The 1,313-nt window shown below is 59.2% G+C and carries 1 protein-coding gene and 1 pseudogene; both read right to left on the bottom strand.

Annotated elements, in window-relative coordinates:
• Nucleotides 1–33: 33 nt before the first annotated feature.
• Nucleotides 34–273 (bottom strand): annotated as a pseudogene (locus tag GGQ88_RS21030) (Tn3 family transposase); the annotation flags it as partial.
• A gap of 70 nt (nucleotides 274–343) precedes the next feature.
• Nucleotides 344–1,159: a hypothetical protein gene (locus GGQ88_RS21025; RefSeq protein ID WP_246386420.1), complete on the bottom strand. Its 816-nt coding sequence runs from the start codon at nucleotides 1,157–1,159 to the stop codon at nucleotides 344–346.
• Nucleotides 1,160–1,313: the final 154 nt, after the last annotated feature.

Here is a 1,313-nt window from a genome sequence, read left to right as displayed (position 1 = left end):
GGGGGCATCGCAGAATCTGGTCGTAAACGTACGCTAAGCCTCTGATTGGCGGTTTTGCGTGCGTAATGGTCGAAACCCGTCCAGTGGCAATTTCATGTCAGCCCATAGATAATCACCCGTCAGACTGATGTGCTCCCAGCCTAGCGGCGCGGCGTGGCTGAGCAGCGTATCGTCTATGGCGCGACCCCTTTGGCGGAGATGGTCGGCAGCCCTGCCAAGATAGACGGTATTCCATAGGATGATTGCCGCCGATACGAGGTTCAGGCCTGATGAGGGCATAGCGTGGATGGTACGCCAGACAACGCTAAGGGAGAACGATGCCAGAACGGTGGTATGAGGGCGGTCAACGCCGGAGGTCGATCAGCCCCAGTTGATCCCACATCCACGTAAAATCATAGGTAGCCATCGGATCGCCAGGCCCGGATTTTGCCGCGCCATTCTCTATATATTTGAGCCAGTCGGCCACTTTCGGTCGGCCTGCCTTCGTGCGGGCCAGAGCGCGTGGCGTCTTGTGCCCGAGGGCCGGCACCGCTTCATCAAGCGTTTTGGTATATTCGCGTGTCAGCATCTGATGAACGATGCGTTCCATTTCGTTCGGCGGGATATCGAGCGGCTCTTCCTGCGGAGCGCGGGCGGCATCATCGGCCATGAACTGGGCCAGAGTCCGGATTTCGGTCATAGGTGTGCTCACGCAATCACCAAGCCATTCGCTCATCTGCGCAATCGCCTGTTCAGCGCGGGCGGCGCTGTTGACCTCAACGATCAGTTTGCGTCCAGCCAACTCGACATTGGCAAAAACGGGTGTGCCGTCCTCCATGGTTGTCACAAAAGCCTGCCCGCCTTTGGTCGTTCCTGGTGTCCTCTTCTTCGTCACCGGCGCCAGCCAGTTCCAGAACGTGTCGCTCGCAGGTTCCAGCCATTGAGCCGCGTTCAGCCTGCGAACCACGCTTTTGCCGATCACGCCCTTTGCCAGCGGAAAAACGATACGGTGGAACACAAGGTCATCACCGTCGGCGTTGACCATATCCGGCGAGCTGCCGGGAATGGCCTTACCCAGACAGTCGAGCAGCCACATGTTCGTGAACATCGGCCCCGATGCCCGCAAGAGCGCGTCCTTGTCTAGGGGATCCAATCCGACAGTGCCCTGTGCATCGTCCACAAGTCGGGAAAATGCGTCGATTACGCGCACGGCGCCATCTGCGCTGAACGGCAGCAGTGCCCCGGAAATGCCGTGCCGACCGTTCACGTCAACAATTCTTGCGGCGATTTTGTCCCAGTTGACGAGGGTCTGGGTCGCACCGTGTTCCCGCACC

The organism is Novosphingobium hassiacum, from assembly GCF_014196055.1.
Taxonomy (GTDB): domain Bacteria; phylum Pseudomonadota; class Alphaproteobacteria; order Sphingomonadales; family Sphingomonadaceae; genus Novosphingobium; species Novosphingobium hassiacum.
Note: the sequence above shows the minus strand (reverse complement) of the source record. Positions and strands in the feature narration are given on the sequence as shown.